Raw genomic sequence first — 22,188 nt, forward strand, 5'->3', positions numbered from 1 at the left:
CCGTGATTCAGCCGGTTCAGCCGGTCAGGAAGGACACGCCCAGGATGACGATCACCACCAGGGCGATGGCCGCCACGCCCATGAGGACGAGCACCCCGGCCCGGTTCCCGGAGGGGTTCCGCTGGGGCGCCTGACCGTTCTGGGTGGAGGGACCGTTCTGCCCGGCGATGGCGAACAGGTCGGTCCCGAGCCCGTGGGAACGAGGAGGAGCACCGTCCCCCGGCCGCCCGGCGGGCGTCCAGGGGCCCTGCGGTCCCTGCGACGGCCCCGGCGGCGGTCCCTGCGGCGGCGGTACGGCTCCGCCGGGCGGGAAGCCGGGGGGAGGGGGAGAGACCGAGGGGCCCGCGACCGGCCTGTCCCGCGCAGGAGAAGCCGGAGGAGCCGGAGGGGAGGGAGTCCGCGCTCCCGCGACCGGCGTCCCGAGGCCGGGTACGGCAGGGCGTCCGCCGACCGGCGCGGGGGCCGTCGGCGGGGCGGGAGCGGCGGACTGCGGGCCGGGAGGCAGGCGCAGACCCCCCTTGGGGCGGATGACCACCACCGTGCGGTTGGCGTCGAACTCCTCGTCCCCGTCGTCTCCCTGCGCGGCGACCGGAGCGGGGGCCTGGGCGGGAGCGGGGGCGGGGGGCTGGGTGCGGGGCGGCTGAGCCGCGGAGGGCCGGAGCGGGGGCTGGGGTGGGGGCTGGACGGGGTTGACGGGTGCCCCGGCAGGCCTGGACGCCTCAGAAGCGGCCTTGGCGGCCTTTGCTCCGGTGGCTCCGGTGGCCGTTCTGGACGCGGCCTTCTGGGACGCGCCGGGGGCCTCCAGGGGCGGCACGACCGGGATGGACCCGGTCGGGGTGTCCGCGACGGTCCTGAGCATCGCGATCGCCTGCAGGTGCGAGGGACGGGCGGTGTAGTCCCTCTCCAGGAGGTGTTCGAGCACCGGCCGGAGCGGTCCGGCCTGGGTCGGCGGATCGGCCTTGTCCGTCATCAACGCGGCCAGGGTCTCGGCCACCGAGGAACGCTCGTAGGCCGGACGGCCCTCGACGGCGAAGTACAGCGTCGCGCCGAGCGACCACAGGTCGGACTCGGGGCCGGTGTGCTCACCGCGTGCCCGCTCCGGCGCCGTGTAGCCGGGCGAGCCGATCACCATGCCGGTCTTGGTGAGGCTGCTGTCCCCCTCCGCCTTGGCGATGCCGAAGTCGGTGAGCACCACCCGGCCGCTCTCGGTGACCAGCACGTTGCCCGGTTTGACGTCCCGGTGCAGGATGCCCTGGTCGTGGGCGGCGCGCAGCGCGCCGATCAGGTCCACGCCGATCTCGGCGACGAGCCGGGGAGGCAGCGGCCCCTCCTCCTCGATGACCTGTTCGAGGGAGCGGGCCTGGACGAGCTCCATGATGATCCACGGGCTGCCGTCCTCGACGATCGCGTCGTGGACGGTGGCCACCGAGGGATGACTGATGCGGGCTGCCGTACGACCCTCACGGATCATGCGCTCCCGAAGTTCGGCGCGTTGTGCCTCGCTGAGCCCGGGCTCCTGACGGATCTCTTTGATCGCGACCTCACGACCGAGGGAACGGTCGTGGGCCCGCCAAACGGTCCCCATCGTCCCCCGGCCGAGCGGTGTGATCAGCTCGTAGCGGTCAGCGAGCACGCGCGTCTGCTGTTCCGGCATGAGAAGAAGATAGCGATTCTTCCTTGAAGCTCGCTTTATCTTCGCTTACGGAGCTCCTTAGGCCACAACAGCCGAGGGAGCACCAGGCGGATCAGAGGCGTAACGAACCGGACAAACGGCCGCGGCTCGGGGGCCTGGCTCATCGGCTTGCGGTGCATCCCCTCCGCCGGGCGGCGATGCGCCCTGGACGAGGGCGGCGGGTACGGCGGGGGCGGTACGGGAGGCTGCGCCATGGTCCGCGGGGGCGGAGGTATGAGCGGGGGCGGCGGCAACGGCGCGGAACCCGCTCGGTGCAACCCACGGTGCTGTGGACGGCGGTTGAACGAGGGGACCGTGAGCGTCGCGGTGTTCCTGCCGATCCTGCCCGCGGTCCTGGCGAGCGGCTCCTCGGCCGTCCCGCCCGCCGCGACCCTGGCGAGCATCATCGAGGCGCGTACCGCGTCGAGCCTGGCCGCCGGGTCGATCATGAGCAGGCCGCGCAGCACCGGGGTCAGCGGGCCGGCCTTCTCCATCGGGATCGGCTCACCGCTGGTCAACGCGGCCAGGGCGGCGGCCGCCGTACGGCGTCCGTGCAGGCCGCGGCCCTCGACGGCGGTGTAGAGGGTCGCGCCGAGCGACCACAGGTCGGCCGAGGGGGTGGCCTTGGCGCCGAGCACGCGCTCAGGGGCGATGTATCCGGCGGAGCCGAGCACGATGCCCGCCTGGGTGATCGACACGTCGCCTTCGAGCGCGGCCAGGCCGAAGTCGGTGAGCACCGCCCGGTCGTCGGTCACCAGGACGTTGCTCGGCTTGACGTCCCGGTGCAGGATCCCCTTGGCGTGTACGGCCCGCAGCGCCCCGAGGACCTGGCGGCCGATCTCGGCGGTCTCACGGGGCGGCAGCGGTCCCCGGTCTTGCAGGAGCTGCTCCAGGGACCTGGCGCGCAGCAGCTCCATCACGATCCAGGGACGCTCGTCCTCCGTCACGACGTCGAAGACGGTGATGACCGAGGGATGGGCGACCATCGCGGTCGCCCGTCCCTCGCGCTCGGTCCTGGCGCACAGTTCCGCCCGCAGGTCCTCGTCCAGGACGAGGGGCAGCCGCACCTCCTTGACCGCGACCTCGCGGTCGAGCAACTCGTCGTGCGCGCGCCAGACGGTACCCATGCCGCCGCGCCCGACCGGCTCGGAAAGCCGGTAGCGCGCTGCAAGGAGGTAACCGGAGGGCGCACGCATGATGGGCAGCTTACCGATTTGCGTAATGCGACCAGTAGAGACCGGGCCGAAACTTCTTGCGTTCTTCGGTCAGATTTTCGCGCTCGTCGCTGTCGAGAAGCGCCGCTTCACGTCGTCCCAGTTGATCAGCGACCACAGCTTCTCGACGTAGTCGGGGCGCACGTTGCGGTACTGGAGATAGTAGGCGTGCTCCCAGGCGTCGAAGACCAGCAGCGGCGTGGTGTTCAGCCCGACGTTGCCGTGGTGGTCGTAGATCTGCTCGACGACCAGGCGGCGGCTGAGCGGCTCCCAGGCCAGCACGCCCCAGCCGGAACCCTGCACCCCGGCGGTCGCGGTGGTCAGCTGCTTCTGGAAGGCCTCGAACGAGCCGAAATGCTCGTCGATGGCGGCGGACAGCTCACCGTCGGGGCGGTCGCCGCCGTCGGGGGAGAGGTTCTCCCAGAAGATCGAGTGCAGCACGTGGCCGGACAGGTTGAAGGCGAAGGTCTTCTCAAGGCCGACGAGACCGCCGAACTCGCCCTTGTCGCGGGCCTCGGCCAGCCGCTCCAGGGTGTCGTTGGCGCCCTTGACGTAGGCGGCGTGGTGCTTGGAGTGGTGCAGCTCCAGGATCTCGCCGGTGATCGCGGGCTCAAGCGCCGCGTAGTCGTAGGGCATATCCGGAAGGGTGTACTCACCCATGAAGGTCTACCTCCTCGTTGGTCGGTACTCCGCCGACACTACTGCCGGATACATGCATGTGCATCAGACTTGCGACCTAGGACTCTCAGTAGTTGCAAGTAATTCGCAATTACATCATGATGGCAGGTGTCAGCTGGTCCGGAGGGGGTCCCGCGCACCCGTACGGCGCGGCGCGGCACGGACGTCCGTGGGGTCCGGGTCGTCCCGAGCCGGTCGGATCGAGGGCGTTCGCACCGCTCTCCGCGCGGGGCCTTTTCTCAGCCCTCCCTCGACGGATCGCTGAAGGGATCGCTGAAGGCCCATCCCGTCCACGACGTCACCTCGATGAGCACGACGGGGCCGTGCGGAGGCCGTTCGCGATACTGCGGGTAGCGCCGGGCCAGGCGGGTCAGGGCCCGATCCCTGTCCGGTCCGTCCGTGACGATCCTGGCCCTGCCGTCGGCACGGACCCACCACAGCCGCGTCCAGTCGTCCTCGTAGTGGTCGGCCAGCAGGCACACCCGCCCGTCGGCGGCGATGTCACGCAGCCGCCGCAGATCCGTCGTGCGCTTCGGCTTGTGGTCGATCGCGAAGGCGACCGTGTCACCGTCCACGTCGAAGGTCACGGGGACGATCCGGGGCGCGCCGGTGGCGCTGGTGGCGGCACCCGCAGCGGCGCCCATAGCGGAGTCCGCAGTGGCGCCGGAGGCGGCGCTGATGGTGGCGAGGCGGGCGACCCTGGCGGTCATGAACAGGGCCCGCGCCCGTGAGGTGTCCATCCGGCCATTGAAACGCGGACTCCGGGACGCCCTCGCCGGGACGTGAAACGGAACACGGAAAAGGGGGCGAGGATCTCCCCGCCCCCCTCTCAGGGTCGTCTCAGGTCAGCGCCGCCCGATGGACAGCACCGGTCCCGTGCGGTCGGTGAAGAAGTCGTCGCCCTTGTCGTCGACCACGATGAACGCCGGGAAGTCCTCGACCTCGATCTTCCAGACGGCCTCCATGCCCAGCTCCGGATACTCCAGGACCTCGACCTTCCTGATGCAGTCCTGGGCGAGCCGGGCGGCGGGGCCGCCGATGGAGCCGAGGTAGAAGCCGCCGTGGGTCGCGCAGGCGTCGGTGACCTGCTTGGAGCGGTTGCCCTTGGCCAGCATGACCATGGAGCCGCCCGCGGCCTGGAAGCGCTCGACGTAGGAGTCCATGCGGCCCGCCGTCGTCGGCCCGAACGATCCGGAGGCGTATCCCTCGGGGGTCTTGGCGGGGCCGGCGTAGTAGACCGCGTGGTCCTTCATGTACTGCGGCATCTCGCCGCCCGCGTCGAGCAGCTCGCCGATCTTGGCGTGCGCGATGTCGCGGGCCACGACCAGCGGGCCGGTCAGGGACAGGCGGGTCTTGACCGGATACTTGGTCAGCTCGGCGAGGATCTCCGGCATCGGGCGGTTGAGGTCGATCCGCACCACGTCGTCGGACAGGTGCTCGTCCGTGGTCTCGGGCAGGAACCTCGCCGGGTCGGTCTCCAGCCGCTCAAGGAAGATCCCGTCGGCCGTGATCTTGGCGAGGGCCTGGCGGTCGGCGCTGCAGGAGACCGCGATGGCGACCGGGCAGGAGGCGCCGTGCCGGGGCAGGCGGATGACGCGGACGTCGTGGCAGAAGTACTTGCCGCCGAACTGGGCGCCGATGCCGAGCTTCTGGGTGAGCTCGAAGACCTTCGCCTCAAGCTCGGTGTCGCGGAAGCCGTGGCCGCTGGGGGAGCCCGAGGTGGGGATGGAGTCCAGGTAGCGGGCGCTGGCGTACTTGGCCGTCTTCAGGGCGAACTCGGCCGAGGTGCCGCCCACGACGATCGCCAGGTGGTACGGCGGGCACGCGGCGGTGCCCAGGGAGCGGATCTTCTCCTCAAGGAAGGCGAGCATCCGCTTCTCGTTGAGGACCGCCTTGGTCTCCTGGTACAGGAAGGACTTGTTGGCGCTGCCGCCGCCCTTGGCCATGAACAGCAGCTTGTACTCGTCGGGGTGCCCGTTGGGGTCCTCGGCGTACAGCTCGATCTGGGCGGGCAGGTTGGAACCGGTGTTCTTCTCCTCCCACATGGTGATCGGGGCCATCTGGGAGTAGCGCAGGTTCAGCTTGGTGTAGGCGTCGTAGACGCCGTGCGAGATGTGCTCGGCGTCCGCGCCGTCGGTGAGCACGTGGCGCCCCCGCTTGCCCATGACGATCGCGGTGCCCGTGTCCTGGCACATCGGCAGCACGCCGCCCGCCGAGATCGAGGCGTTCTTGAGCAGGTCGAGCGCGACGAAGCGGTCGTTCCCGCTCGACTCGGGGTCATCGATGATCTTGCGAAGCTGGGCCAGGTGGGAGGAGCGAAGGTAGTGGGAGATGTCGTGGACGGCCGTCTCGGTCAGCAGTCGCAGCGCCTCGGGATCGACTTCGAGGAACCTGCGGCCCGCCGCCTCGACGACACGCACCCCCTCGGTGCTGATCAGGCGGTACTCGGTCTCGTCCTGTCCCAGCGGAAGCAGGTCGGTGTAGTCGAACTCGGGCATCGTCCTCGGTCCTCCGTGCCGGTGGCCTTCTCCGGTCCTCATAGAGGGTACGGCCTGCCGCTCACGCCTCCTCGCCGTGGTCGGGCGCCACCAGCCCCCAAAAGGCATATATCAACATTTGGGCCTTTAATGACGACTTTTCGACCACTCTTCGCGAAGAAGAGGAGAAAGGTGGAAAGAGAGAAGGCCGGAGGACGTCATGGGAACCGTGAACACCATCCTGAGCAGCAACATCGTGATGCTCGCGATCCTGGCTCTCCTCGTGGTCGCGGGACTGGCGGTCTCGCTGATCGCGATAGCGCTGGCGACCATCAGAAGCAACGACGGCGAGGCGCCCCAGCAGCCGGCCGACATCTCCAAGGCGGAGCAGCGCAGGCGCCGGCTGGAGAGGAGTGACCTGCCCAGCCAGCGCAGCGCCCCGGAACAGACCCACGGGCAGATCCACGGACAGACCCACGAGCGGCTCCACCACTGACCTCCGGAGGAGGTGACGGATCAGACCGCCTTGAGGAAGCCGCCGTCCACCACGAAGTCGGCCCCCGTGGTGCTGGCGGACCTCGGGGAGGCCAGCAGCGCGACCGCGTCGGCCACCTCCTGCGGGTCGACCAGGCGGCCGGTGGTCAGGCGCATCATCTCCGGCGCCAGGCGGTCCATCACGTCGTCCCGGTCGGAACCCGTCATCGAGGCGATGACGTCGGCCGCGCCTCCCTGTTCGGTCCACCACGGCGTGCGGACCGGACCGGGGGAGACCGTGTTCACCCGGATGCCCTGCGGGCCGAACTCCTCGGACAGAGCCTTGGTCAGGTTGTTCACGCCCGCCTTGGCCGCACCGTAGTCGACGTTCATCTGCGAGGGCTGCCTGGCGTTGCCCGAGGAGACGTTGACGATCGCCCCGCCGCCCCGCCGCAGCATCAGCGGGACGGCCGCCCGTACGGCCCGCACCACCGAGAACAGGTTGAGCTCGAACATCGTCCGCCAGTCGTCGTCACCGGCGTCGAAGAACGACGAACGCGGCAACGTCACCCCGGGCGGCCGCCCTCCGGCGTTGTTGACCAGGATGTCCAGCCCGCCGAACTCCTCGGCGGCGCGGGCGACCGCCAGTCCGGGAGCCGACGGCTCCATGAGGTCGACGGCGACGTGCACCAGGTGGTCTCCGGCGAGTGCCTCCAGCCCCGGGCTGCTCCTCCGCGAGGCGGCGACCACCCGGGCACCCTCGGCCAGCAGGGTGCTCACGATCGCCAGCCCGATTCCCTTGGACGCCCCGGTGACGACGGCCACCTGTCCGGACAGTCGCAGGTCCATGTGTTCTCCCCTTGTCGAACCCCGCGACCCGGTCCCGGGCCGCGGTTGTCGAAGGTAGTCCGGCCGCCCGCTCCGGCCCCGGCGCAGGTCGGACGGGTAATTCGCGCGGGAATCGGCCGTCGTTACGTCGGCGTCCACGCCCGCCGTCATACCGTGTGCGGCGGTGGGTCTTGTGGTCGGGCCGACGGTGTTATACGCCTGCCGGTAACGGTCAGGACACGCTGGAGGCAGCATGGGCGAAGGATCATGCGAAACACGACGTCGGGAGAGACCATGACCCTCGTCCCCGCGGGTACCTCCACCTTGACGCCGTGGGCGCTGTGGATCACCCCGGAGACGGCGGGCTGGAACCACGCCGGGCTCCGCCTGCTCACGCTCTCCGACGAGAGCGTGCTCTTCTGCACCGGCGACGAGGAGATGCTGGTCCTGCCCCTCTCCGGTTCGTGCCGGATCGAGTGCGACGGCGTACGGCTCACCCTCGAAGGGCGAGTCTCCGTCTTCCACGCGATCAGCGACTTCGCCTACCTGCCCGTCGGCGCGACGGTCAGGATCACCGGCGCGGGCCGCTTCGCCTTCCCCACGGCCCGCGCGAGCAGAAGCTTCCCCGTCAGGTACGGCCCGGCCCGCGGGGTGCCCGTCGAGGTGCGCGGGGAGGGCCGGACGAGCAGCCAGATCAACGGCTTCTGCGCCCCCGACGCCTTCGAGTGCGACCGGCTCGTCGCGGTCGAGGTGCTCACCCCGGGCGGCAACCGTACGCCCTGCCCGCCGTACGAGCACGACGCGACGCCGGAGTGCGGGGCCGTGCGCGAGCGGATCTACTACTTCGAGGGAGGGCCCGGCTACCAGCGGATTCACGGCGCCCACGAGACGGTGACCGAGGTCTCCTCAGGGGACGTGGTGCTCGCCCCGCACGGCTGCCACGGTCCGTCGACGGCGGCACCGGGCCACGACCTCTACCACCTGAACGTGCTGGCCGGGCCCGAGCGCCCGGCGGCGGCCACCGAGCCCCGGGCGCACGGCTGGATCCCCGACCCCCGCCTGCCCATGACGAAGGCGCCCTAGACGGCCTCCCGGACGGCACCCTGGGCGGGGCCCGCGGGAAGAGAGAGCCGGAACCCTCCGGCGAGCGGCACGATCAGGGCCACCAGGACCGCGGCGGGCACGAACGCCCACCTGGGGCCCAAGCCGTCGTTGACGCCGCCGACCACGGCGGCGCCGACCAGGAAACCGACGTAGTTGAACACGTTGACCCGCGCGATCGCCGTCTCCGCCCCGGCCCCGAGGCGGCCCGCCGCGGAGAACGACTGCGGTGCGATCACCGACAGGCCCACGCCGATCAGCCCGAACGCCAGGACGGCCACGACGACACCGGGGGCGACGACGACGCCGGCCGTCCCCGCCGCCGCGATCACCGCGCCCGCCCGGACGACCGGGGCCGGGCCGTACCTGCGCACGGCCAGGTCACCGGGGACGCGAGCCAGGAGCATGGCCGCCTGATACAGCAGATAGGCGAACGGCACCAGCCAGCCGCTCGCGGCCAGGGCGTCGCTCATGTAGAGGGTGCTGTAGCTGGAGACCGCCGCGTCACCCACGTACAGGAAGGCCATGGCCAGGCAGAGCGGCAGGATCGACCGCCACGGCACCCGCGCTGCCCCCGCCGTGTCCCGGGCGACGCGGCCGTGGAGTTCCTCCTCCCGGTCGTACAGGCCGGGCAGCGCGACCGCGGAGAGCACGGCCCCGGCCAGCACGGGCGCCGTGAACGACCAGCCGAGAGACACTCCCAGGGCGCTGAAGGCGGAGTTGACGGCGGCACCGAGCATCGAGCCGACACTCCACACGGCGTGGAAGCCGCTCAGGACGCTCATGCCGTACCGCCGTTCGACCGCGACCGCCTGCATGTTCATCGCCGCGTCCACCGCCCCGACGAACAGGCCGAAGGCCGCGCAGAGCGCGTAGAGCCCGGCCAGACCGTCGTTCCACCCGGACAGGGCGACGACGACGCAGACGGCGAGCTGGGAGACCCGCAGGACCGGGGCGCTGCCGTACCTGGCGGCCAGCGGGGCGACGGCGGCGCTGCCCGCTCCCGCGACCACCGGGACCAGCAGCAGGACGAGCATCAGGTCGTCGTCACCGAGACCGAACCTGTGCTGCAGGTCGATCACGTGCGTGATCAGCGTGGCGAAACAGAGGCCCTGGACGAGGAAGGCGGCCCAGGTCGCCACGCGTGCCCGCCTGTCACGCCGGGGAGGGGGAGAGGACGGCACGACGGCCTCCAGCAAACGTGAAGAACGTTCAGATTTCCGCCAGGGTAGGGGCGCCGTACCCGACGGTCAACGGACACTCACGCGGCGGCTTCACGGGTCCCCCGGAAGGTTATGGTCGAGAGGTGGACAGCTACCCTCCCCCGGCGCCTCGCGATCCCGCGTACGAACCGCGTCCCGGCGATCTGAGGGCGGGCAACGACGACCGGGAGCGCGTGGCGGCGGTGCTGGCCGACGCACTCGCCGACGGCAGGCTCACCCCCGACGAACACGAGGAACGCCTCACCGCCGTCTATCAGGCCAGGACCCTGGGCGAGCTCGCGGCGTTCACCACCGACCTGCTCCCGCCCGAGGAACAGCCCCTGCGCACCGACGTCCGGCCCGTCATGGCCTTCTTCGGCACCCAGACACACGCGGGCCGCTGGGTGGTGCCCACCCGCTACTCCGCCACCGCCATCTGCGCCAACGTCACCCTCGACCTGCGCGAGGCGGTGCTCCAGTCGAGCCACGTGACGCTGAACGTCACCGTGATGGCCGCGACCCTCACCCTGATCGTCCCCGAGGGCGTGCGCATCCTGATGTCCGGATCGGGGTTCATGGCGGGAAGGAAGAACCAGGTCCCACCCTCCCCGGACGGGCCGGTGATCGAGATCACCGGCCTCGTCACCATGGGCAACGTCGTCGCCAAGTCACCCAAGCGTCCCCGCAGGCCGTGGTTCCGCCGCCGGTCGGCGTGACGGGTCAGCTCGCGTCGTCGAAGTTGATCGCGCTGTAGGCCCGCAGCTTCCAGAGCTGGTGCTCGCTCTCGATCTTGCGGATCGTGCCGGAACGGCCCCGCATGACCAGGGAGTTGGTCACCGCCCGCCCGCTTCGGTAGCGCACGCCCTGCATCAGCTCGCCGTCGGTGATCCCGGTCGCGGCGAAGAAGACGTCGTCCGACCTGACCAGGTCGTCGGTGGTCAGCGTGGCGTCGAGGTCGAGGCCGGCGTCCAGGGCCCTGCGCCGCTCGGCGTCGTCCTGCGGCCACAGCCTGCCCTGGATGACCCCGCCCAGGCACTTGAGCGCGCACGCCGCGATGATGCCCTCGGGCGTGCCGCCGATGCCGAGCATCAGGTCGACGCCCGTGCCCGCGCGGGCCGCCATGATGGCACCGGCCACGTCGCCGTCGGTGATGAGCTTGATCCGGGCACCCGCCTCCCGGATCTGCCGGATGACCTTGTCGTGGCGCGGCCGGTCGAGGATCACCACGGTCACGTCGGAGGGCGCGCCGCCCTTGGCACGTGCCACCGCGGCGATGTTGTCGGCGACCGGGGCGTTGATGTCCACCGCGTCGGCCGCCTCGGGCCCGGTGACCAGCTTGTCCATGTAGAAGACGGCCGACGGGTCGTACATCGAGCCGCGCTCGCTGACCGCGATGACCGAGATGCCGTTCGGCATGCCGAGCGCGGTCAGCCGGGTGCCGTCGATCGGGTCGACGGCCACGTCGCACTCGGCGCCGCTGCCGTCGCCGACGCGCTCACCGTTGTAGAGCATCGGCGCGTTGTCCTTCTCACCCTCACCGATCACCACCACACCGCTCATCGACACGGTGTTGATCAGCTGGCGCATGGCGTTCACCGCGGCGCCGTCCGCGCCGTTCTTGTCACCCCGCCCGACCCAGCGGGCCGCGGACATCGCCGCCGCCTCGGTCACCCGGACGAGTTCGAGGGCGAGGTTGCGATCAGGTGCGTGTTCACCCGTGGCCAGTTCGGCTGGGACGGTCGTCTGATCGGACATGGCGGAGGGCCCCTCTCGTGGATTGCTGCACATCGATCGTAGTTGTCCCTCTTCTGACCGAGCAGCGGAGGATAATGTCCCCACGATGAGCCGTGACACGGAACGGGAACCGGCGGGCCTGACCGCACGCGCCTCGGAACGAGGCGCCGCGACACGTACGGCCCTGCTCTCCGCCGCCAGGGAGGCCTTTCTCACCGGCGGTTTCGCCGACACCGGCGTCACCGACATCGTCTCCAGGGCCGAGGCGAGCGTCGGTAGCCTCTACCACCACTTCTCCGGCAAGGCCGACCTCTACCTGACGCTGTTCGAGGAGTTCCAGGAACGTCAGGCCCGGCGGACCAGGCAGGCCGTCCACACGGCCCGTGCCACGGGTGAGGACGACCCCGTGCGGCTGTTCGTCGCGGGTGCCCGCGCCTACCTCGACGGCTGCCTGGCCGAACGCGAGATCGCCGCGCTGTTCCTGCGCGGCGACGGGCCGCCCGGCTTCGAGGTCGTCATGCGCGAACGGCTGCGCCAGTGGACCAGGCGCAGCGCCAGCCTGTTCGACGGTGAGAACGCGCTGGTCGTGGTGCTCACCGGGGCGCTGGACGCCGCCGTCACCGAGGTCGTCCTGTCACCGGACGAGGAGACCTCCCGAGCCCTCGCGGAGAACGTACTGGGCATCATCGGGCAGATCCGGCGCCCCTGAGGCGGGAGCGCCCCCGTGAGCGGATAGTCTCGGTGGTCGTGCGACGGTTCACTCAGGGTTTCTACGGATACGCGTTCGCGATGATGGTCTGTCTCGCGGGCGTCGGTGTCTTTCTCCTGGTGACCCCGCAGAGCCGTACCGAGCACATTCCCAAGATCGACTACTCGATCGACGTGGCCAACATGCGCCGGGACGCGCCGTACCAGGTGTGGTCCCCCGAGTCCGTGCTCGCCAACTGGGTGCCGACGAGTTCGCGGATGACCAAGGGCAAGGACAGCGAGGGCAAGGCGACCGTGACCTGGCGGCTCGGCTTCGCCACCGCCAAGCGCGCCCACGCCCTGATCGCCCAGAGCGACGAACGGCCCGCCGCCGGGTTCGCCAACCGGATGGCCAACGGCGACCGGCCCCAGGGCAGCCTCCAGGTCAACGGGGTGACCTGGGAGAAGCGCTTCCGCGAGGACAAGAACCAGCGCTCCCTGGTGCGGGTCCTGCCCGACGTCACACTCGTCGTCACCGGCACCGCCCAGTGGGACGAGCTGTCCGCCCTGGCCGCGACCCTCAAGCAGCAGTCCAAGCTGACCTAGAAGGGCTGGAAGGGCGCATCCCCCGCCGGGTCCGGCCCCCTGCGCTGCGCCATGGCCGCCGCCAGTTTCACCCGGGCGCCCTGCAGCCACTCCTCGCACAGCGCCGCGAGCCGCTCGCCCCGCTCCCACAGCTGGATGGACTCCTCCAGGGTGAGCCCGCCCGCCTCAAGACGGCGGACCACCTCGGTCAGCTCCTCACGCGCCTGCTCGTACGACGGTGTCTTCTCATCGGCCACGCCCCCACCCTAGGGCTTGTTCCGCGGGGAGCCGCCTGGGCGGCCGCAGGAGGCGGAAAGATCCACAGAACGAGCCCCCGGCGCGGACCCCGCCGACCGCCGACGATCTTCCGCCTGGGAGACTGGGCCGGTGAGTGTTCGCCCCGCGACATCCGAGGACATCCCCGAACTGGTACGGCTCCGCCAGATCCTGGCCGACCGCATGGCGATGGACGGCAGTTTCCCGATCGACGGAGGCTGGCGCGAGTCCTACGCCGACAGCCTCAGCGAGCGGATCGGCAGTCCCGACACCGCCGTCTACGTGGTCGACGCCCCCGAGGGCGGACTCGCCTCCTGCGGGGTCGGTCTCATCTTCGACCGCTTCCCCGGCCCCGGCCTGCCCGACGGACGCTACGGCTACATCCAGGGCATGACGACCGACCCCGCCCACCGCAGGCAGGGGCACGGCAGGGCCGTGCTGGCCGCCCTCATGGCGTGGTACCGCGCCAGGGACATCCGCAGGATCGACCTGCACGCGACCTCCGACGGGGCGCCGCTCTACCGGGAGATGGGCTTCACCGCCGACGGCTACCCCTCGCTCACGTGGCGGAGTCCCGCCTGACGGTGACTCGGTCGTCGGGGAACCTGATCGTCAGCTCGGCGCCGGGGGCGACGTCGGCCGCCCGCCGTACGACCTCGCCGCCGGGGCGCTGCACGATCGCGTAGCCGCGCTCCAGCGTCGCCGCGGGCGACAGCGTGACCAGCCGGGCCCGCAGATGCCCCAGGGCGTCCTCAGCCCGGTCGAGAGAGGCGCCCAGGGAGCGCCGGGCACGGTCCCTGAGCTGCTCGGCCTGCTCGGCCCTGCGCTCGATCTCCCGGACAGGGTCGGCCAGCGCGGGCCGGGACCGTACGGCCGCCAGCCAGGTCAGCTCGCGGTCGAGCCACCCGCCCGCGACCCTGCGCCCCCGGTCACGTAGCTGGCGCACCAGCGTGAGCTGCTCACCGACGTCGGGCACGACCTTCTTGGCCGCGTCCGTGGGGGTGGACGCCCGCACGTCGGCGACCATGTCGAGCAACGGATTGTCCTGCTCGTGGCCGATGGCGCTGACCACCGGCGTACGGCAGGCCGCCACGGCCCTGACCAGCGACTCGTCGGAGAAGGGCAGCAGGTCCTCAAGGGAGCCGCCGCCCCGCGCGATGACGATGACCTCGACCTCGTCGTCCGCGTCGAGCCCGCGCAGCGCCTCGGTGACCTCGGTCACGGCGTACGGCCCCTGCACGGCGACCGTCTCCACCTTGAAACGCACCGCGGGCCAGCGGCGCCGCGCGTTCTCCAGCACGTCGCGCTCCGCGGCCGAGTCACGGCCGCAGATCAGCCCCACGACGCCGGGCAGGAACGGCAGCCGCCGCTTGCGGTCCACCTTGAACAACCCCTCGGAGGCGAGCAGCTGGCGCAGGCGTTCGAGCCTGGCCAGCAACTCGCCGACCCCCACGGGGCGCATCTCCAGGGCCGTGAAGGCGAAGGAACCCTTGTTGACCCAGAAGTCCGGCTTCAGGTGCATGACGACCCGGGCGCCGTCCACCGGGCGGGGGACGGTCGCCTCGTACACGCCACGCGGGCAGGTGACACGGGCCGAGACGTTGGCCACCGGGTCGCGCAGCGTCAGGAAGACCGTGCCACCCCGGGCGGTCAGCTCGGTGATCTGCCCCTCGACCCACACGGTGCCGAGTTTGCCGATCCAGCCGCCGACCATCTGCAGCACCGTGCGGACGGGAAGCGGCTGTTCGGGGGTGGTCTTCGAGGTCATGTCCGCAGAGCCTACGCGGCCCAGGCCGTCATTCGGCGGCCTGGAGCTTGGCCAGGCGGTTCTCGTACATGCGCACGACCTCGGGCCTGGCGGAGGTGGCCCGCTCGTAGGCGAGCAGCTCACCGATCTGCTCGGCGGACTTGCCGCGCATCCGGGCGCGCAGGGAGGCGATCGTCAGGGTGGCGTACCCCGGCATCGGCTCCGCGAGGGCGCTCTCCTCGGCGGCCTTCGCCTCTGAGGCCTCTGAGGGCTCAGCGGTCTTAGCGGCGTCAGCGGCCTCGGGGGCCTCGGGGGCCTCGGCGGTTTCGGGAGTCTCCGTGGTCTCGGACTCGGTCGTCACCGCGGGGGACCCGTCGGCGGAGCCCCCGGCGACGGCCTCGGTGGTCTCGGCCTGCGAGGCGGTCTTCTCCGGGGCCTCGGCGGCGGGCGTGACGGAAGTCTCAGCGAGGGGCTCGGCAGGGGCCTCCGCAGGGGCCTCGGCGGGGGCATCCGTGGAAGCCTCGGCGGGGGTCCCGGTGTGGACCTTGGCGGCGGGCTCGGCGGAAGTCTCAGTGGGAGCCTCAGCGGGGGCCTCGGCCGAAGGCTTGGCGGGGACGTCGGCGGGGGCGCTCACGGCGTCGGCGGGGGCACCGGCGGGGGAGTCAGCGGGGGCGACGGAGGTTTCCCCGGTGGCCTCACCCGCGGGCTTGGCGGTGGGCTCAGCGACGGGCTCAGTGGTGGGCCCAGCGGTGGACTTCGCGGGGGCGAAGATGACGGGCTCGGGGCGCGTCCTGGCGCCGTTCGCCTCGGCCTTCGGCTCGACGGGCTCGGTGGTCTCCTTGGCGGCGGTCCTGTCGGGACGTGGGGCGAAGATCACCGGCTCCCTGCGGGCGGGCCTGTCGTCGGTGGCCTGCTCAGCGGTCGCGGTGGTTTCGGTCTCCTCCTCCACGTCCTGCCCGGCGAGGCGCCTGATCCTGTCCTTCACGCGGCCGCCGAACTGCAGGGCCTGGCCGACCCCGCTCAGCGTGCTCTGCAGCACGTAGAGCGGCAGATCCTTGGTCTTCTCCTTGAACTCCTCACGGCTGGAAAGCGCCTCGCGCACGTTTCTGGTGACATTGCGAATGATGTCGGGGACTGACATGTCGTCTCCCTGATGGATCTGTTTGGGTCGTTCCGTATGGCAAGTGTCGGGCAAGACGATGCCTCATGTGGCCACAGGACGAGTGGGCGCTCCACGTAGCATAAGAACATGACGTCAGAGACCCCCACGATCCGGCGTGTCCTAGTGGCCAAGCCTCGTGGTTACTGTGCCGGAGTGGACCGCGCGGTCCAGGCTGTGGAGAAGGCCCTGGAGCGGTACGGCGCGCCGATCTACGTCCGCAAGCAGATCGTCCACAACACCCACGTGGTCCGGACGCTCGAACAGCGCGGCGCGATCTTCGTCGAGGAGACCGAGGAGGTGCCCGAGGGTGCCATCGTCGTCTTCTCCGCGCACGGGGTCTCCCCAGCCGTCCACGAGGAGGCCGCGCAGCGCCGCCTGAAGACCATCGACGCCACCTGCCCGCTGGTGACCAAGGTGCACAACGAGGCCAGGCGCTTCGCCTCCCAGGACTACGACATCCTCCTCATCGGCCACGAGGGCCACGAGGAGGTCGAGGGCACCGCGGGCGAGGCGCCCGAGCACATCCAGCTCGTCGACGGCCTCGACTCGGTCGAAACGGTCAAGGTGCGCGATCCCGAGCGGCTGGTGTGGCTGTCACAGACCACGCTGTCGGTCGACGAGACCACCGAGACGGTCTCCCGGCTCAAGGCGCGCTTCCCCAACCTCATCGACCCGCCCAGCGACGATATCTGCTACGCCACCCAGAACCGCCAGGTGGCGGTCAAGGAGATCGCCGCCCAGGCCCAGCTCGTCATCGTCGTCGGCTCGGAGAACTCCTCGAACTCCAAGCGCCTGGTCGAGGTCGCCCTCGACCACGGGGCCGACGCCGCCCACCTGGTCGACGACTCCTCCTTCATCAGGGACGAGTGGCTCGACGGCGTCACGACGGTCGGCGTGACCAGCGGCGCCTCCGTCCCCGACGAGCTGGTCGCCGGGGTCCTGGACCGCCTCGCCGGGCACGGCTTCGACCACGTCGAGGAGGTCGAGTCGGTCGAGGAGAGCGTCCGCTTCGCCCTGCCGCACGAGCTGCGCAAGGACCTGCGCGCAACCGTCTGACCCGCCCCGCCGTCGGGCCGCGCGGGTGTCGTACGGCACCCGCGCCCTACCGGCCGTCCGCCGCCTGCTCCTGGGCGGGCCGCTCCTCGGTGGGCTGTTCCTCGCGCGGCGTGCCGTACACCTTGGGCTCGAAGTAGCCCTCGGGCTCCGGGGCGAAGCCCGCGCCGGTCGCCTTCTGCCGCGCCGGGGCCGGTCCCGCCGCCCGCAGCTCCTCACGCAGCTCGCGCACGCACGTGGCCAGGCCACGCCGCCAGGCGACGAGCAGGACCAGCAGCGACCCCGCGAACAACCACGGGGCACCGGCCGACAGCAGCGCGAACATGCCGAGCCCGAACGCCTGGATCGGCACCTTGGCCCCCAGCGCGCCCACGGCCTCGGTGACCAGCGCCGCGACGAAGAAGACCAGTGGTGGGCTGACCACCAGCGAGAGCAGGTCCCGCCGGTTCACCAGCACGACCGCGCCCGCGCAGCCGGCCACGAACGTCAGGCCGAGCAGCGCCGGCGGCCCGACCACCGCCTGCAGCACCCTGCCCGCCAGCGTCGAGACCAGTACCAGCGCGATCGCGCCCCTCGCGGTCAGCCGGACGCCGCCCGCCCGCCCGTGTTCGTCCTTACGCCCCGTCCCGCCCGTACGGCCGGCGGCCCCACCCGTACGGCCCGCCCCGTTCGACTGGCCGGTCCCGCCCGGCCGGTCGGCGCCGCCCACCCGGGCGGCCTCGTCAAGCGGTTGCCCGCCGCCTCGCTCGTTCACCACTGTGCCCCCCTCGACCTCGGCCCGCGTCGACCCCCCTGTCCGCCTGCGGTCTCCGGCCGCCTGCGCTTCGCGGGGAACAGCATCTCTAGGGCAGGTCGCCCGCCAACTTACCGTTCAGGCGGGAGATGGGAGACGGGCTTGACTCCTCTTCTGCCAGCAGTTCGGGCGAGGTCAGCGCACGCGGCAGGTTCTCGACGCTGCCGGGACCGTCCAGTTCGCCGTCCACCAGGCCCAGATCGTTCAGTTTGCGCGCGCTCACCAGAACACGGCTCTCCAGGGAACCGACGGTCTTGTTGTACGCCTCGACCGCCCTGCCCAGGGAACGGCCCATCGTCTCCATGTGCTGCCCGAGGGTGCCGAGCCGTTCGTAGAGCTCCTTGCCCAGCTCGAAGACGGCCCGCGCGTTCTCGCTGAGCGCCTCCTGCTGCCAGGCGTAGTGCGCGGTGCGGAGCATCGTGATCAACGTGGTCGGCGTCGCGATGTGGACCCGCCGTCGCATGGCGTGTTCGAGCAGCCCCGGGTCGCGTTCGAGCGCGGGCGCCAGGAAGGCCTCACCGGGGATGAACAGCACCATGAACTCGGGCGCCGGGCTGAACGCCTGCCAGTAGGCCTTGCCCGCCAGCCGGTCCACGTGCTCGCGCACATGCCGGGCGTGGGCGTCCAGCCTGACCGACTGGCGCTCGGGGTCGACCGACTCCGCCGCCTCCAGGTAGGCGGCCAGGGAGACCTTGGAGTCGACCACGATGTTCTTGCCGCCCGCGAGCCGTACGACCATGTCGGGCCTGAGGGCGCCGTCGGCGGTGGTCACGCTCGCCTGCTCGTCGAAGTCACAGAACCGCTGCATCCCGGCGATCTCGGCGACTCTGCGCAGCTGCAGCTCGCCCCACCTGCCCCTGGCCTCGGGCCGCTGCAACGCCCGCACCAGCGCCGTCGTCTGCAGCCGCAGCTGCTCGTTGCTCTCCCTGACCACGTCGATGTGCTTGGCCAGCTCGGCGTGGGCGGCCCGCTGACCGGCCTGGGTGTCGCGCAACTGCGTCTCGACCCGTGCCAGGGTGTCCTTGAGCGGCTCGATCAGGTGCTCGACGGCCTGCTTGCGCTGTTCGAGCTCACCCGCGGCCTCCGCACGGCCCGCCGCGAGCCTGGTCTCGGCCAGTTCGAGGAAACGCAGGTTGTTGACGTCGAGCGCCTTGGCGGACAGCGCCTGGAACCGGTCGGTGAGCTGTCCTTCGACGTAGGCGAGCTTCTCCTCGGCGGCCTTCGCCCTCGCCTCGGCGTCCGCCATACGCGCCACGACGTGGTCCGCCCCCGTGGAGGCACGGGATCTGCCGAGCAGGAATCCGATGGCGAGCCCGGCGGCGAGTCCTACGGCGAGTTGGAAGGCGAGCGCCATGACATCCACCACGGAATGATGTCAGCACCGCCGGTTCCCGGTCCCCCGACACGCCTCGGCGGTCAGCACCGGGTGATTCGCCGTAAACTCGGCTGACGTGAGCCTGAGCATCGGCATCGTCGGATTGCCCAACGTCGGCAAGTCAACGCTTTTCAACGCGCTGACGAAGACCGCTAACGCCCTGGCGGCGAACTACCCCTTCGCCACCATCGAACCCAACGTGGGCATCGTCGGCGTTCCCGACCCCCGTCTGGAGAAACTGGCCGAGATCTTCGGCTCCGCGAAGATCCTCCCGGCGAAGGTCGAGTTCGTGGACATCGCCGGACTGGTCAAGGGCGCCTCCGAGGGGCAGGGGCGGGGCAACCAGTTCCTCGCCAACATCCGGGAGACCGACGCCATCTGCCAGGTCATCCGCGTCTTCGCCGACCCCGACGTGACCCACGTGGACGGTGCCGTCGAGCCGGGCCGTGACATCGAGACGATCAACACCGAGCTGATCCTCGCCGACCTGCAGACCCTGGAGAAGGCGCTGCCCCGCCTCCAGAAGGAGGCCAGGACCAACAAGGACCGCAAGTCGGCTCTCGACGCGGTCGAGGCCGCCGTCAAGCTCCTCGACGGCGGCACCACCCTGTACGCCGGGGCCAAGGGCGCGGGCATCGACATCGCCGACCTGCGTGAGCTGCACCTGCTGACCGCCAAGCCGTTCCTGTACGCCTTCAACCTCGACGCCGACGAGCTGACCGACGACGACCTCAGGGCACGTCTGTCCGCGCTCGTGGCCCCCGCCGAGGCGGTCTTCCTCGACGCCAAGATCGAGTCCGAGCTGGTCGAGCTGTCCGAGGAGGAGGCCCTTGAGCTGCTGCAGTCCGTGGGCCAGCAGGAGTCGGGCCTGGCTCAGCTCGCCCGCGTCGGCTTCGAGACGCTCGGCCTGCAGACCTATCTGACCGCCGGTCCCAAGGAGACCAGGGCCTGGACGATCCGCAAGGGCGCGACCGCCCCCGAGGCCGCCGGGGTCATCCACACCGACTTCCAGCGTGGCTTCATCAAGGCCGAGATCGTCTCCTTCGACGAGCTGGTCGAGGCGGGCTCCATCGCCGCCGCCCGCCAGGCGGGCAAGGCCCGCATCGAGGGCAAGGACTACGTGATGCGCGACGGCGACGTCGTCGAGTTCAGGTTCAACGTCTGACGGCCCTCGTGGATCCGCGACCGTTGTGACGCAGGTCGATCGACCGGCTGTCGCCGGAGGCCTGGCGAGACGCTCGGCTGGGGTTTCCCCGCCGAGCGTTTCGCGTGGGGCGGCCGTCGCGCCCGGTTCTGGTCCTTGGTGGAGCGGACCCGCCGGGGTCTGTGGCCTTGGGGAAGTGCCGGCGCGGCAGGCCGTCGGCGTTCTCGTCGGAACCGCGCCGCCACGGGCCGGCCGGGTCGCGGAAGCAGGCGGGGATGCCGGTGGCCGTCACCGGGCCCTGGTCCCGGTCAGGGAGCGCCACAGGCGCGCTGGAACGGTCCGTTTCGGGCCGTGCGGTGTCGGAGATATGTCGGCGGGGCGAGGCTTCCGCTCGCCGTACCCGTTCCTCGGCCGTTTCCGCGACGGACGGTGCGACGGCCCCCGTCCCGGTCTTCGTGATCATGGACACGAGTGCCTCTGACGTGTCGGTTCCGGCCCGCACGGCGGCTTCGCCACTCTCGGCGCCCCTCCCCGCCTGCCTCCCGTGTGCTGGGAGCGATCCTGCGCGAACGGTCACGGTGAGTGATCGGTTCGGAGGGGAAAGGGCAGGTCGGGACAGTGTGGGGACCGTTTGGATAGCAATGCGTGGCGTTTGAGTAATCGACGTAGGGGCTGGCCAGGTGGAATGTGCTTTCTTCGTCTTGTTGTCCCTGGATGGGCCGTCAGCCGGGTTCCAGACCCGGTTTGCTCGGTAACCATGATGCCTGCAGCATAGGCGTGGCTTTCCTGGAACAATCGTCAAGGCGGTTAGAGTAAGGGCTTGACCATGGTTTACGGGGTCGGGAGTAATACGAGACCGCGTCAGCCGGGGGTTTGGCGCGAGCGGAGGCAAGATGGCTCGAAGGTCAACCGTCCGTGATCCTCGGATCACCGACGACCCTGAGCTGTCGGCATACCCGGGGGCGCCGCACGACCCCGAGTTCGACCGCGCTCCGGCGCGGGGACGTGGTGCGCCGTCCAGGGGTCGTTGGTCCGGTGGCGGTGGTCGTTGGCTCGTATGGGCAGGTCGCGCCATACTTTGGGCGCTAATAGTGGTCATCGTGGTGAACGGGGTCCGTGCACCTTTTGAACGCTTCACCCAGCAGAACACGACCAGTGGAACCCCGCAGATTTCCCCCGACGCCGAATTCCCCGTCAGCAGGGCCACCTCTTTCGCCAGCCAGTTCGCGGCGGTCTATCTGAATTTCGACGCCGTCCGCACCCAGGAAAGGGCGTCGCGGCTGGCCCCCTATCTCCCTGACGGCGCCGAGCCGCAGTTCGGCTGGGACGGTCTGGGCCGGATGGCCGCCGGGGCGGTGCAGCCGTACGGTTCGGAGATCATCGACAGGCAGAACGCCGTCGTGACGCTGGCCTTCCAGTCGGACGACCGCCGTCAGCTGCTGTCCGTGCCGGTGTTCTACGACACGGAGACCGAGAGGTTCGTGGTCTCCGGCCGCCCGGCCGTCCTGCCCGCGCCCTCCTCGGCGAACCTGCCCGCGATCCCGGCGGGAGACAGGGACGCGGCCGCCGAGACCGAGCTGCGCACACCCCTGGCCGACTTCTTCAAGGCCTACGCCGCGGGCAACAACGTGTCGTTGCAGCGTTACGCCGCCGCCGGGGTGACCCTGGAGGGCTTCGGTGGCGCCTTCACCTTCGTGAGCCTCAAGGACCTCGTCGTTCCCGCGGGGAGTGGAGCCACCCGGGAGGTGACCGCGACGGTCGTGTGGGGAGTGCCCGCGCGGACGACCACGTCCCTCGACTCGACCACCAACGCCGATCCCGGCGAGGCGAGCGGGAAGCTGGAGCAGGCCTACCGGCTCACCGTGGTGAAGCAGGGCGACAAGTGGTTCGTCAAGGACATCCGAGGCGCGAAACGGTCTGTGGGGTAACACATGATCGAATGGTGCCGGTCCACAGTGAACAAACCCCCCCTGATCGGTGAGTCGG

The 22,188-nt window shown here is 70.7% G+C and carries 22 protein-coding genes; 9 read left to right on the forward strand and 13 right to left on the reverse strand.

What is annotated here, in order from left to right; genetic code table 11:
* Positions 1-16: 16 nt before the first annotated feature.
* The 5 genes from ACFYY8_RS08850 to ACFYY8_RS08870 all read right to left on the reverse strand — a co-directional run bounded on the left by ACFYY8_RS08850 (position 17) and on the right by ACFYY8_RS08870 (position 6,062).
* Positions 17-1,654, reverse strand: coding sequence for a serine/threonine-protein kinase (locus ACFYY8_RS08850; RefSeq protein ID WP_390038672.1), 1,638 nt, complete (start codon positions 1,652-1,654; stop codon positions 17-19).
* Positions 1,655-1,689: 35 nt separating this feature from the next.
* On the reverse strand, positions 1,690-2,868 hold the full coding sequence (locus ACFYY8_RS08855) for a serine/threonine-protein kinase (protein ID WP_390038674.1): 1,179 nt from the start codon (positions 2,866-2,868) through the stop codon (positions 1,690-1,692).
* Between the two features lie 69 nt (positions 2,869-2,937).
* The gene (locus tag ACFYY8_RS08860; RefSeq protein ID WP_390038676.1) at positions 2,938-3,546 is read right to left on the reverse strand and encodes a superoxide dismutase; all 609 of its coding nucleotides are present in this window, start codon (positions 3,544-3,546) and stop codon (positions 2,938-2,940) included.
* 257 nt (positions 3,547-3,803) lie between these two features.
* Positions 3,804-4,304: a TIGR03668 family PPOX class F420-dependent oxidoreductase gene (locus ACFYY8_RS08865; protein WP_390038678.1), complete on the reverse strand. Its 501-nt coding sequence runs from the start codon at positions 4,302-4,304 to the stop codon at positions 3,804-3,806.
* A 105-nt stretch (positions 4,305-4,409) separates the two neighbouring features.
* Positions 4,410-6,062: a fumarate hydratase gene (locus ACFYY8_RS08870; protein WP_390038680.1), complete on the reverse strand. Its 1,653-nt coding sequence runs from the start codon at positions 6,060-6,062 to the stop codon at positions 4,410-4,412.
* Positions 6,063-6,261: 199 nt separating this feature from the next.
* Here ACFYY8_RS08870 and ACFYY8_RS08875 point away from each other — a divergent pair, with 199 nt between their 5' ends.
* The gene (locus tag ACFYY8_RS08875; RefSeq protein ID WP_390038682.1) at positions 6,262-6,537 is read left to right on the forward strand and encodes a hypothetical protein; all 276 of its coding nucleotides are present in this window, start codon (positions 6,262-6,264) and stop codon (positions 6,535-6,537) included.
* A gap of 20 nt (positions 6,538-6,557) precedes the next feature.
* Here the strand turns inward: ACFYY8_RS08875 and ACFYY8_RS08880 are convergent, their stop codons facing one another.
* On the reverse strand, positions 6,558-7,364 hold the full coding sequence (locus tag ACFYY8_RS08880) for an SDR family NAD(P)-dependent oxidoreductase (RefSeq protein WP_390038683.1): 807 nt from the start codon (positions 7,362-7,364) through the stop codon (positions 6,558-6,560).
* A gap of 273 nt (positions 7,365-7,637) precedes the next feature.
* Here ACFYY8_RS08880 and ACFYY8_RS08885 point away from each other — a divergent pair, with 273 nt between their 5' ends.
* A complete protein-coding gene (locus tag ACFYY8_RS08885) occupies positions 7,638-8,426 on the forward strand; it encodes a 5-deoxy-glucuronate isomerase (protein WP_390038684.1) in 789 nt (262 codons plus the stop codon).
* Here ACFYY8_RS08885 and ACFYY8_RS08890 read toward each other — a convergent pair.
* Entirely contained in the window at positions 8,423-9,628 is a 1,206-nt protein-coding gene (locus tag ACFYY8_RS08890; RefSeq protein WP_390038685.1) for an MFS transporter, read from the reverse strand. The two genes, ACFYY8_RS08885 and ACFYY8_RS08890, sit on opposite strands and share 4 nt — an antisense overlap.
* Positions 9,629-9,750: 122 nt before the next feature.
* Here ACFYY8_RS08890 and ACFYY8_RS08895 point away from each other — a divergent pair, with 122 nt between their 5' ends.
* Positions 9,751-10,362 (forward strand): DUF1707 domain-containing protein, encoded by a 612-nt coding sequence (locus tag ACFYY8_RS08895; RefSeq protein WP_390038687.1) that lies wholly within the window; start codon positions 9,751-9,753, stop codon positions 10,360-10,362.
* Between the two features lie 4 nt (positions 10,363-10,366).
* Here ACFYY8_RS08895 and glpX read toward each other — a convergent pair whose 3' ends face one another.
* Complete coding sequence (gene glpX, locus ACFYY8_RS08900; RefSeq protein ID WP_352013780.1) at positions 10,367-11,401, reverse strand: class II fructose-bisphosphatase; 1,035 nt, start codon at positions 11,399-11,401, stop codon at positions 10,367-10,369.
* A gap of 85 nt (positions 11,402-11,486) precedes the next feature.
* On the opposite strand from glpX, the gene ACFYY8_RS08905 reads away from it, so the two are divergent.
* Together ACFYY8_RS08905 and ACFYY8_RS08910 are read left to right on the forward strand one after the other, a co-directional pair.
* On the forward strand, positions 11,487-12,089 hold the full coding sequence (locus ACFYY8_RS08905; protein ID WP_390038690.1) for a TetR/AcrR family transcriptional regulator: 603 nt from the start codon (positions 11,487-11,489) through the stop codon (positions 12,087-12,089).
* A 38-nt stretch (positions 12,090-12,127) separates the two neighbouring features.
* Entirely contained in the window at positions 12,128-12,673 is a 546-nt protein-coding gene (locus ACFYY8_RS08910; RefSeq protein ID WP_390038692.1) for a DUF4245 domain-containing protein, read from the forward strand.
* Here the strand turns inward: ACFYY8_RS08910 and ACFYY8_RS08915 are convergent.
* Positions 12,670-12,909, reverse strand: coding sequence for an exodeoxyribonuclease VII small subunit (locus ACFYY8_RS08915; protein WP_352013777.1), 240 nt, complete (start codon positions 12,907-12,909; stop codon positions 12,670-12,672). The genes ACFYY8_RS08910 and ACFYY8_RS08915 overlap by 4 nt on opposite strands.
* Before the next feature lie 130 nt (positions 12,910-13,039).
* Here ACFYY8_RS08915 and ACFYY8_RS08920 point away from each other — a divergent pair, with 130 nt between their 5' ends.
* Positions 13,040-13,510, forward strand: coding sequence for a GNAT family N-acetyltransferase (locus ACFYY8_RS08920; protein ID WP_390038695.1), 471 nt, complete (start codon positions 13,040-13,042; stop codon positions 13,508-13,510).
* Here ACFYY8_RS08920 and xseA read toward each other — a convergent pair.
* Positions 13,488-14,696, reverse strand: a complete 1,209-nt coding sequence (gene xseA / locus ACFYY8_RS08925; RefSeq protein ID WP_390038697.1) for an exodeoxyribonuclease VII large subunit — start codon at positions 14,694-14,696, stop codon at positions 13,488-13,490. The genes ACFYY8_RS08920 and xseA overlap by 23 nt on opposite strands.
* Positions 14,697-14,724: 28 nt before the next feature.
* Positions 14,725-15,816, reverse strand: coding sequence for a hypothetical protein (locus ACFYY8_RS08930; RefSeq protein ID WP_390038699.1), 1,092 nt, complete (start codon positions 15,814-15,816; stop codon positions 14,725-14,727).
* 108 nt (positions 15,817-15,924) lie between these two features.
* Between ACFYY8_RS08930 and ACFYY8_RS08935 the strand changes: the two genes are divergently transcribed.
* Entirely contained in the window at positions 15,925-16,893 is a 969-nt protein-coding gene (locus tag ACFYY8_RS08935) for a 4-hydroxy-3-methylbut-2-enyl diphosphate reductase (protein WP_390038701.1), read from the forward strand.
* Positions 16,894-16,939: 46 nt separating this feature from the next.
* Here ACFYY8_RS08935 and ACFYY8_RS08940 read toward each other — a convergent pair whose 3' ends face one another.
* Positions 16,940-17,644 carry a DUF6542 domain-containing protein gene (locus ACFYY8_RS08940; RefSeq protein WP_390038703.1) on the reverse strand — a complete coding sequence of 235 codons (705 nt, stop codon included), beginning with the start codon at positions 17,642-17,644 and terminating at the stop codon, positions 16,940-16,942.
* Between the two features lie 88 nt (positions 17,645-17,732).
* Positions 17,733-19,037 (reverse strand): DNA recombination protein RmuC, encoded by a 1,305-nt coding sequence (locus ACFYY8_RS08945; protein WP_390039063.1) that lies wholly within the window; start codon positions 19,035-19,037, stop codon positions 17,733-17,735.
* 97 nt (positions 19,038-19,134) lie between these two features.
* On the opposite strand from ACFYY8_RS08945, the gene ychF reads away from it, so the two are divergent.
* A complete protein-coding gene (ychF, locus tag ACFYY8_RS08950) occupies positions 19,135-20,223 on the forward strand; it encodes a redox-regulated ATPase YchF (protein ID WP_390038705.1) in 1,089 nt (362 codons plus the stop codon).
* Positions 20,224-21,305: 1,082 nt separating this feature from the next.
* The gene (locus ACFYY8_RS08955; RefSeq protein ID WP_390038707.1) at positions 21,306-22,130 is read left to right on the forward strand and encodes a conjugal transfer protein; all 825 of its coding nucleotides are present in this window, start codon (positions 21,306-21,308) and stop codon (positions 22,128-22,130) included.
* Positions 22,131-22,188 lie beyond the last annotated feature (58 nt).

The sequence above is a fragment of the Streptosporangium sp. NPDC001559 genome, from assembly GCF_042893955.1.
Classification (GTDB): Bacteria; Actinomycetota; Actinomycetes; order Streptosporangiales; family Streptosporangiaceae; genus Streptosporangium.

Bases quoted from the DNA above. Each gene is read 5' to 3' on its own strand.
- ACFYY8_RS08850 (WP_390038672.1), bottom strand. From the start codon at position 1,654: ATGCCGGAACAGCAGACGCGCGTGCTCGCTGACCGCTACGAGCTGATC.
- ACFYY8_RS08855 (WP_390038674.1), bottom strand. From the start codon at position 2,868: ATGCGTGCGCCCTCCGGTTACCTCCTTGCAGCGCGCTACCGGCTTTCC.
- ACFYY8_RS08860 (WP_390038676.1), bottom strand. From the start codon at position 3,546: ATGGGTGAGTACACCCTTCCGGATATGCCCTACGACTACGCGGCGCTT.
- ACFYY8_RS08865 (WP_390038678.1), bottom strand. From the start codon at position 4,304: ATGGACACCTCACGGGCGCGGGCCCTGTTCATGACCGCCAGGGTCGCC.
- ACFYY8_RS08870 (WP_390038680.1), bottom strand. From the start codon at position 6,062: ATGCCCGAGTTCGACTACACCGACCTGCTTCCGCTGGGACAGGACGAG.
- ACFYY8_RS08875 (WP_390038682.1), top strand. From the start codon at position 6,262: ATGGGAACCGTGAACACCATCCTGAGCAGCAACATCGTGATGCTCGCG.
- ACFYY8_RS08880 (WP_390038683.1), bottom strand. From the start codon at position 7,364: ATGGACCTGCGACTGTCCGGACAGGTGGCCGTCGTCACCGGGGCGTCC.
- ACFYY8_RS08885 (WP_390038684.1), top strand. From the start codon at position 7,638: ATGACCCTCGTCCCCGCGGGTACCTCCACCTTGACGCCGTGGGCGCTG.
- glpX (WP_352013780.1), bottom strand. From the start codon at position 11,401: ATGTCCGATCAGACGACCGTCCCAGCCGAACTGGCCACGGGTGAACAC.
- ACFYY8_RS08905 (WP_390038690.1), top strand. From the start codon at position 11,487: ATGAGCCGTGACACGGAACGGGAACCGGCGGGCCTGACCGCACGCGCC.
- xseA (WP_390038697.1), bottom strand. From the start codon at position 14,696: ATGACCTCGAAGACCACCCCCGAACAGCCGCTTCCCGTCCGCACGGTG.
- ACFYY8_RS08930 (WP_390038699.1), bottom strand. From the start codon at position 15,816: ATGTCAGTCCCCGACATCATTCGCAATGTCACCAGAAACGTGCGCGAG.
- ACFYY8_RS08935 (WP_390038701.1), top strand. From the start codon at position 15,925: ATGACGTCAGAGACCCCCACGATCCGGCGTGTCCTAGTGGCCAAGCCT.
- ACFYY8_RS08945 (WP_390039063.1), bottom strand. From the start codon at position 19,037: ATGGCGCTCGCCTTCCAACTCGCCGTAGGACTCGCCGCCGGGCTCGCC.